The 1,015-nt window shown below is 40.3% G+C and carries 1 protein-coding gene and 1 pseudogene; both read right to left on the reverse strand.

Annotated features, from left to right (window positions below):
- A pseudogene (locus ACFSKL_RS22285) lies at positions 1–684 on the reverse strand (hypothetical protein); the annotation flags it as partial.
- A gap of 76 nt (positions 685–760) precedes the next feature.
- The coding region (locus tag ACFSKL_RS22290) for a gliding motility-associated C-terminal domain-containing protein (protein ID WP_376889498.1) at positions 761–1,015 on the reverse strand (255 nt) is incomplete at its 5' end.

Genomic DNA, 1,015 nt, shown 5'->3' on the forward strand with positions numbered 1-1,015 from the left:
TACGTCTACAACCGTTACCGTGCCGTCTTCACTCGTATGTGTGTAAGTGCCGTCCCCATTGTCAACCAAGGTCGTTACTGTCTCGTTGAGTGCCACGATGTTCTCGATGTACTCCTCGATTGAGGTGAACGTATCGCCGTTGATGGTTACGGGACCGCTGTTTATGATGTCCTCAAACTGGTTTACTACACTTGCTGGCACGTCTACAACCGTTACCGTGCCGTCTTCACTCGTATGTGTGTAAGTGCCGTCCCCATTGTCAACCAAAGTCGTTACTGTCTCGTTGATTAAATCCCCTAAATCAATAGCCACCAAGTCCCCGTCTTCATTTGTATAAAAGAACTGGTTGGTTGTAGGATCATAAATTACAAAGTTGTTTGAATTAGCCTCTGAACCAGTCCAAGCTAATCTTCTCCACCTCTCATCAAACCAATAATAATACCCCGGAGTGATCAAATCACTGTCCGTAATATTAAAAACCAGAAGACTCTCTACATTTCCTGATGAAATTGTAGTTCTATCTACAACACTTTCCAGTCGAACCCTTGGGATCAATATACCTCTATCAGAAGATATAATTTCCAACTGGGAGGAAAGTGATGGATCTGCCGTACCAATCCCAACTTGGGCATTGGCACCTACGGCAAAGCCCACAAAAAGAATTAAAAGTAATATTTTTTTCATATTATTAAAATTTAGATAAAACCTTGTATTATTTGCGATAAAATCTGGTCTTTTAACCATAATTCATTTGATTATACTATTCCTTAACTACTTGAATCCAGCCTTTAAACACCTTTTCCTGTCCGTTGGCTTCTGTGACTTTCAGGATATAGAAGTAGGTACCTGCGACAATCCCATCTGCACCCCAGTCATTTTGATAATCATCTGTTTCAAACAAATGATCTCCCAACCTATTGAATATCACAATATTGTTTGACACAAACCGGTTCAATCCCTTGACTTCAAAAGTATCATTATCACCATCTCCATTTGGAGTGATTACATTAGGTAT

Source organism: Belliella marina, assembly GCF_042682445.1.
In the GTDB taxonomy this organism is placed as follows: domain Bacteria; phylum Bacteroidota; class Bacteroidia; order Cytophagales; family Cyclobacteriaceae; genus Belliella; species Belliella marina.